At 70.5% G+C, this 7962-nt stretch carries 5 protein-coding genes and 1 pseudogene; 1 reads left to right on the top strand and 5 read right to left on the bottom strand.

From position 1 onward, the window contains the following. A pseudogene (locus tag AB4078_RS11205) lies at positions 1-225 on the bottom strand (hypothetical protein); the annotation flags it as partial. Between the two features lie 290 nt (positions 226-515). Here AB4078_RS11205 and AB4078_RS11200 point away from each other — a divergent pair. After that, positions 516-1361, top strand: a complete 846-nt coding sequence (locus AB4078_RS11200; RefSeq protein ID WP_441977199.1) for an endonuclease domain-containing protein — start codon at positions 516-518, stop codon at positions 1359-1361. A 131-nt stretch (positions 1362-1492) separates the two neighbouring features. Here AB4078_RS11200 and AB4078_RS11195 read toward each other — a convergent pair whose 3' ends face one another. The 4 genes from AB4078_RS11195 to AB4078_RS11180 form a co-directional block, all read right to left on the bottom strand. After that, complete coding sequence (locus AB4078_RS11195; RefSeq protein ID WP_441977198.1) at positions 1493-3301, bottom strand: ABC transporter ATP-binding protein; 1809 nt, start codon at positions 3299-3301, stop codon at positions 1493-1495. Next, positions 3298-5217 carry an ABC transporter ATP-binding protein gene (locus AB4078_RS11190; protein WP_440733505.1) on the bottom strand — a complete coding sequence of 640 codons (1920 nt, stop codon included), beginning with the start codon at positions 5215-5217 and terminating at the stop codon, positions 3298-3300. The genes AB4078_RS11195 and AB4078_RS11190 overlap by 4 nt, the downstream gene beginning before the upstream one ends. A gap of 583 nt (positions 5218-5800) precedes the next feature. Further along, positions 5801-6307, bottom strand: coding sequence for a methylated-DNA--[protein]-cysteine S-methyltransferase (locus AB4078_RS11185; protein ID WP_440733506.1), 507 nt, complete (start codon positions 6305-6307; stop codon positions 5801-5803). Beyond that, positions 6304-7929: a DNA-3-methyladenine glycosylase 2 family protein gene (locus tag AB4078_RS11180; protein ID WP_441977197.1), complete on the bottom strand. Its 1626-nt coding sequence runs from the start codon at positions 7927-7929 to the stop codon at positions 6304-6306. Before AB4078_RS11180 ends, AB4078_RS11185 begins: the two co-directional genes overlap by 4 nt. Positions 7930-7962 lie beyond the last annotated feature (33 nt).

Below are 7962 nucleotides of genomic sequence, written 5' to 3'. Positions count from 1 at the left end.
CCCCGCGACGAGGCCCGCGAGCTCGGCCCGCGCGACCCGCACCCGGAGGCGCGCTTCCGTCGCGACCCGCTGCGCGGCCTGCAGGTCGAGGCGCGCGGCGTCGTAGCCCAGCCGGCGTCCCCCGGCGGCCCCGCGGCGTGCACCGAGCACGCTCACCGCCCCCGCCCCGGCGACGACCGGTGCGGTCCACCAGAACTCCGCGGCGAAGGCCCAGAACGGATCCACGCCTCGAGCCTACAGATCCGCGATCCGCGCACGGCACCCCCGGATCCGGCCGCCCCGAGCTCTCCGCTCGGGAACGCGGCGTTCGCAACTCCGCAGGGCATTTGCATTTCCACAGGTCAGATCCTCCGGATCCATCCTGCAGAGTTGCGGGCGTCCTGCAAAACGTGCGGCGGATCTCGTTCCGTCTGCCGAGTGGGAGCTCATCCTCCACAACTGCGTGCGGACGCGATCTCCACCCCGGTTCCGCAGACCGGCTCTCCCGCACTGAAGCCGCATTGCAGGCTGTCGGCATGGACCTGCTCACCTGGCTCTCTCATCGTGATGGCATCGGGCACCGTGACGATGCCGCGGCCGCGGGATTCGCCCCTCCCCGCGTGCGAGCCGCCATCCGCGCGGGCGGAGTGCAGCGCATCCGCGCCCGGTGGATCGCCATCCCCTCGGCTCCGGTGGATCTGGTGCGAGCGGCCGAGGCCGGAGGCGCGGTCACGTGCGTGTCCCTTGCACGACGACGGGGATGGTGGGTGCCGCCCGACACCGAGGAGATGCTGCATCTGCACCTTCCCGCACATGAATCGATCCGGGATGTCGGGTTGCGGGCCCACTGGACGAAGCCACTCGGCCCCCGCCGGCCTCGATCATTGGAAGCGTCCTTCGAAGACGCACTCGCCCACGCCGCGGAGTGCTTCGACCTCGACCACGCGACGGCCATCTGGGAGTCGGCGATCCGCAGGGAGGCCATGACGCTGGAATCGCTGAGACAGGTGGGCTGGCGCAGCTCAGCCGCGCGTCGCGTCCTCGAGCACGTTCGCGGGGACACAGGGTCTTCGCTCGAGACGATCTTCCACGTGCGGCTGAGCGGTTGGGGCGTACGCCTGCGCTTCCAAGTACACCTCGCCGGCCACGATGTGGACTTCGTCATCGGGACGCACCTCGTGGTCCAGGTCGATGGCTGGGCGTACCACTCGTCATCGGCGGACCGCACACGCGACATCGCGCACGACGCCGAGCTGCGCCTGCGCGGCTACACCGTGCTCCGCTTCTCCTACGCGCAGATCTTGTACGACTGGCACAACGTCGAGCGGATCCTCATTGCAGCGATCGCCCGCGGCGCGCATCTCGCCCCGTTCCACGCGTGAATCGAATTGCTCCGACCATGCACTCCGATCAGCAGACAACGAAGAAGGACGACTGCGTCTCTGCAGGAGAATCCATCCGGATCCGTCCTGCAGAGACGCAGACGTCCTGCAGAGTCGCGGCGCTCGAGCGACTACACCAGCGTCTGCTGCCACGCGGCATGCAACTGCGCGAACTTGCCCGTGCCGGCGATGAGGACATCCGGGGCGTCGTCCTCGATGATCCGGCCGTGCTCCATGACCAGCACTCGATCGGCGATCGCGACCGTCGACAGGCGGTGCGCGATGATGATCGCGGTGCGGTCGGCGAGCAGCGTCTGCAGCGCGTCCTGGATCAGCCGCTCCGACGGGATGTCCAGCGAGGCGGTCGCCTCGTCGAGGATCAGCACGGCTGGATCGGCCAGGAAGGCCCGCGCGAACGAGATGAGCTGACGCTGACCCGCCGAGACGCGGCCGCCGCGCTTGTTCACGTCGGTCTCGTACCCGTCGGGAAGCGAGTCGATGAACGCATCGGCGCCCACGGCCCGCGCGGCGGCCCGGATCTCCTCCATCGTCGCGTCGGGCTTGCCGAGCGCGATGTTGTCGGCGACCGTGCCGCTGAACAGGTAGGCCTCCTGCGTGACCATGACGATCGCCCGACGCAGGTCCTTCGGATGCAGATCACGCAGATCCACACCGTCGAGGGTCACCGCGCCCGCGGTCGGGTCGTAGAAGCGCGACACGAGCTTCGCCAGGGTCGACTTTCCCGCACCGGTCGTGCCGACCAGCGCGATCGTCTGCCCCGCCGGGATGTCCAGGGAGAAGTCGGGCAGGATCACCCGGTCCTGGGCGTAGCCGAACTCGACGTCGTCGAAGCGCACGTGCCCCTTCGACTCCCAGAGGTCGACGGCCTTGACCGGGTCCGGAACGGTCGGCACCTCGTCGAGCACTCCCGACACCTTCTCCAGCGCCGCCGTGGCGGACTGGAAGGAGTTCAGGAACATCGCGATCTCCTGCATGGGCGCGAAGAAGTTGCGCACGTACAGCACCGCAGCCAGCAGGATGCCGACCTGGATCTCGCCGCTCGCCATCCGCACGCCGCCCCACACCACGACCACGCCGAGGGTGAGCGCCGCGACCGCCATGAGTCCCGGCTCGAACGTGCCGAACAGCAGCATCGAACGGCGGTTCACATCGCGGTAGTCGCCGGCGACCTCCTGGAACGACACGTCGTTGCGGGGCTCCTTGCGGAACGCCTTCACGGCGCGGATGCCGGTCATCGTCTCCACGAACTGCACGATGACCTTCGCGCTGATCACGCGCGACTCGCGGTACACGAGCTGCGAGCGCTGGTAGAACCAGCGCATCAGGTACACCAGCGGGATGCCGGCGAGCACCAGCACCACGCCCGACTCCCAGTCCACGAGGACGAGCGCGATGAACGTGAACAGGCCGTAGAGCAGCCCGGACACGAGCTGGTTCAGACCGCCGTCGAGCAGCTCCCGGATGGAGTCCAGGTCGCTCGTCTGACGCGAGATGATCCGGCCCGAGGTGTAGCTCTCGTGGAACTCGAGGCTCAGCCGCTGCGTGTGCAGGAACATGCGCTTGCGCAGATCGAGCAGCACCGCCTGCGTGATACGGGCGGTGAGCACCGCGTACCAGCCGATCAGGGCGGATCCGAGTGCGCCGATCACGAGGAAGGCGATGCCGACCACGATGGTCGGCACCCAGTCCGCGTGCTTCAGCACCGCCGGCAGCGCCGTGTTGAGCCCGTACGCGATCAGCGCGGGGCCCGCGACCTGGGCAGCCGTCGAGACCACCAGCACCAGCGCGGTGAGCGTGATCTGCACCTTCAGCGGCGCGATCAGGGATCCGAACAGCCGCAGCGAGCGGCGGCGGATCGCGCGGCTCTCCTCGTGCGTGAGGTCGGAGCGGTCCTCGTCCTGAGTTCCGATGACGCTCATGCCTGCACCTCCTCGTTCTGGGCGTGGGTATCGGGGGCGATCTCGTCGAGCGCCTCGGCGGCGGGCGCAACCCCCGGGACCGCCTCCCGGATCACGGGGATCGCCCCCGTGCGCGCGGCCTCCTCGGCCTCGAGGCTCGAGATCACATGCCGGTAATGCGCGCTCGTGCGCAGCAGCTCCGAGTGCGCGCCCACGGCCGTCACCCTGCCGTTCTGCAGCAGCGCGACGCGATCGGCGAGGGCGACGGTCGAGGGGCGGTGCGCGACGATGAGCGCCGTCGTCTCGGCGAGCACGTGGCGCAGCGCCTCCTCGACGAGCGCCTCGGTGTCGACGTCGAGCGCGGAGAGCGGATCGTCCAGCACGAGCACCTTGGGCTTGGCCGCGACGGCACGGGCGAGTGCGAGGCGCTGACGCTGTCCGCCGGACAGGCTCAGCCCCTCCTCGCCGATCATCGTCTCGACGCCCTCGGGGAGCGTGTCGACGAAGGCGGCCTGCGCCACATCGAGCGCTTCCCGGAGCACGCGCTCGGCCTCAGGGCTGTGGATGTCGAGGTCCGCCCGGCCGAGCAGCACGTTCTCGCGCACGGTGGCCGAGAACAGCGTCGCGTCCTCGAACGCCATCGCGATGTGCGTGCGCAGCTCGGCCAGCGTCAGGTCGCGCACGTCCACGCCGTCGAGCGTCACCCGCCCGCCGGTCACGTCGTACAGACGCGTCGGGAGGGTCGTGAGCGTCGTCTTGCCGGATCCGGTGATGCCGACCAGGGCCATCGTCTCGCCCGGGCGCAGCACCAGGTCGATGCCGTCGAGCAGGTCGCGTTCGTGCGGGCGGGCGTCCTGGTAGCGGAAGCGGGCGCCCTCGAACGCGAGCTCGCCCCGGGGCTCGGCGATGCTCACCGGGCTCTCCGGATCCGTGATCGTGTTCTGCTCGTCGTAGATCTCGAACACGCGATCGGTGGCCGTGCGCGCGTCGAGCATGAACGAGAACAGGAAGCCGATCGACTCGATCGGCCAGCGCAGCACGGTCGCCATCGCGAAGTAGGCGAACAGCTCCGGCGCGTTCAGGGCGCCCTGGGCGATCAGCCAGATGCCGGCCACGAGGTTGAGCGCGAACGCGATCTCGGGCATCAGCACGAGCCAGAACCAGATCCAGCCCACCGAGCGCGCCTTGCTCAGCTCGGTCTCGCGGAGCGACTCGGCCTGGCGCGCGAACTTCACGAGCGCGTGCTTGCCGCGGCCGAACGCCTTGAGCACGCGGATGCCGTGCACGCTCTCCTCGACGCTCGTGGCGAGGTCGCCGGCCTGATCCTGGCTGCGCCGGGTGAGCACGCCGTAGCGCTTCTCGAACAGGAAGCCCGAGATCCACAGCGGCACGGCGGTGATCAGGAAGATCGTGCCGAGCAGCCAGTGCCAGCGGAACAGCAGGGCCGCGCCGATGACGATCGTGAGCAGGTTGACGACGAGCAGCACCAGGCCGAAGGCGAGCCAGCGGCGGATGAGGCCGATGTCCTGCATCATCCGGCTGAGCAGCTGGCCCGACTGCCAGCGGTCGTGGAAGGCGACGGGCAGGCGCTGCAGGTTCGAGTACAGCTGCGTACGCATGCGGTACTCCACCTGCGTGGCGGGGTTCAGCACGAACTGGCGACGCAGCCACACCATGATCGCCTCGCCGAGGGCGAGCACCGTGACGGCGACCGCACCCCAGATGATGGCGCCGATCTCGCCGGTGGCGATGGGGCCTTCGAGCACGACCTGCAGCAGCAGCGGCACGCACAGCGCGATCACGGCAGCGGCCAGAGCGGACGCCCCGCCCCCGACGAGGCGCCAGGCGACGGGCTTCACGAAGGGCGCCAGGCGCGCGAGCGCGCGGGGCGTGGAGAGTGTGGAAGCGGATGAGGACGACGTGGATTCTTCAGACATGATTCTCAGCAGTTACGTGACAGGAGGGACGACAGGGGACGAGAAGGAGCGGATGCGAGACATCCGTGCGATGAGCGGCCGGTGGGGCCTGAGGGGGTCGGAGCGGTTCAGCGGCCCTGAGCCGCCGGACGTCCGAGAAGACGCAGAGGTTCCGCCGTGAGCGGGTGGCTCCGAGTCAGTCCTCGGCCGGGGCGAGGGGCGAACCGGCGACAGCGCTGATCGACGATGCAGTGGTGATCGTGGGCATGGTGTCCTCCTCGGTTCGACGGCCGCCGGTCGGTTGACGCGACAGCCGTCCAGCCTATGTTTGTGAACCGCCTGAACGCAAGCGTTTTCCCGAAACCGATCTCACGGTCACCGTGGACCCGTCCCGGGCCGTCGCCCTCGCACGGCTCTCCGGTACTGAGGGCAGCATCCGGCGTGCTGCATCCATTCCCGATCCGCCGGATCCGGTTGGCTCCCGTCGGTACGGCGAGCCCCCTCTGCGCCTCCGCGCCCTCTCCTGCGTTCGCCGGCACGAGGGGCGCGGATAGCAGGAGGGGGCGCGGAGGACAGGAGGAGTGGGCCCAGGATACGGATCCGCTCACGCCACGATCGCGTGCGCCGCCTCCCGATCCAGCAGGCGGCGCTTGACGTCTTCGCCCCAGGCGAAGCCGCCGAGGGTGCCGTCGGTGCGCAGCACACGGTGGCAGGGCACGAACAGGGCGGGCGCGTTGCGCGCGCAGATCGAGGCGGCGGGGCGCACGGCGCCCGGCTTGCCCAGGGCGACGGCGAACTCGGTGTAGGTGAGCGGTTCCCCGGGGGTGATCCGACGCAGCGCCTCCCAGCCCGCGCTCTGCATGTCGGTGCCGAACTGGTGCACTTCGACGGCGTCGATGGCGGTGACGTCGCCGGCGTAGTACGCGGCGACCGCGTCGGCCGCCGCAGTCGGGCCCTCGACGACGTCCGCGGGCCGGTTCTTCTCCGCGAGGCGGTGCAGGATCGCCTCGTGATCGGCGGTCCAGCCGGACGCGAGCACGCGGTCCTGCTCGTCGGCGAGAATCGTGAACGGGCCGTCGGGGGTGTCGATGGTCTGGATGATGGCAGTCATTTCGAGCCTTCCGTGATCGAGATGGTCTGAGTGGTCTTGGTGGTGTCGGAGCGGACGGCGTCGACGGCGCTCGATGCGCCGGCGCCGGTCGCAGCCGTCGTGGCGTTCCTGGCGTTCTTGACAGCCTTCGGCGGGACCGCGCGCCAGAGGTGCGCGGTGAGGTAGCTGCGCCAGGGCGCCGTGCGAGCGGCCCACGCGTCCAGGGGCCCCGCCTCCGAGGGCAGGCCAGCTGCACCCGCTCCCGCGCGGGCCGCGACGTCGCCGGGCAGGAACACGTCGGGATCGCCGAGTACACGCATCCGCACGTAGTCGGCCGTCCACGGCCCGATCCCGGGCATCGCCAGCAGCGCGGCGCGCTGCGCCTCGCCGTCATCGCCGAGCGTCAGCCACAGCGAGCCGTCGGCGAGGGCGGCGGCGGCTCCGGTGACCGCCCTGATCCGCGCCGCCGGCCCGCACAGCACCTCGTGCCCGTGCTCGGCGATCGCGGCCATGGTGGGGAACAGGATCCCCTCCCCCTGCGCGTCATCGGCGGATCCGACCCGCTCTCCCAGCTCCTGGGCGAGCAGTGTCAGCGCGGTGCGCGCGGCGGCGACCGTGATCTGCTGCCCGATCATGGCGCGGATGAGCATCTCATGCGGATCCGCGGCCCCTGGCACCCTGATGCCCGGGACGCGCGCCACCAACGGGGCGAGCCGCTCATGCGCGGACAGGGCGGCATCGACCGCCAGCGGATCCGCGTCCAAGTCGAAGAGGCGACGGGCGCGGGCGACCACGGGCGCGAGGTCGGCGAGCTGCGCCAGCCGGGCGCGCAGGTGCAGCCGGTCGGCGTCATCGAGACTCAGCTCGAACCAGCCCGGCCCGCCGTCCAATCGCAGGTGGCGGGAGAAACGGCGCTCGCCCACCTCCTCGACCCCGGGGAGTGCCCGTGCACGCATCCACGCGAACAGGCCCTCCGCGTCGAACGGCCTGCGGTACGGCAGCAGCAGGTCGATCTCACCGGGCACCGCGGTCGCCGCAGCCGTCGCATCTCGTCCGGGCCCAGAGCCTGTCGAAGGGCGCCGGGCGCGCAACTCCCCCGGCGCCAGGCCGAAGACTTCGCGCACGGTGTCGTTGAACTGGCGCACGCTCGCGAACCCTGCGGAGAATGCGACGTCGGCGATCGGCAGGTCGGTGCCGACCAGGAGCATCCGGGCGGTGTGCGCACGGTGGGCGCGGGCGAGGGCGAGCGGACCCGCACCGAGCTCCCCGGCGAGCAGCCGGGTGAGGTGGCGCGAGGAGTAGCCGAGCCGCGCGGCGAGCCCCGGCACGCCCTCCCGCTCGACGACCCCATCCGCGATGAGGCGCATGGCCCGGGCCGCGACATCGCCGCGCAGGTTCCACTCGGGTGAGCCAGGGGCGGCCTCCGGCAGGCAGCGCTTGCAGGCGCGGTAGCCGGCCTCATGCGCGGCGGCGCTGGTCGGGAAGAACGTGACGTTCTCGGGTTTAGGCGTGCGGGCCGGGCAGCTCGGACGGCAATAGATACCGGTCGAGCGCACGGCCGTGACGAACTGCCCGTCGAAGCGGGTGTCGCGCGCATCGATCGCGCGATACCGCTCGTCGAAGGTCATACCGGGGAAGCTCATGCCTCCACTCTGACACGTCCGAATCCCGCAGGC

Source organism: Microbacterium sp. 2MCAF23 (assembly GCF_052115565.1).
Classification (GTDB): Bacteria; Actinomycetota; Actinomycetes; order Actinomycetales; family Microbacteriaceae; genus Microbacterium.
The sequence above is the reverse complement of the archived record's forward strand: the minus strand, read 5'-3'. Positions and strand labels throughout refer to the sequence as shown.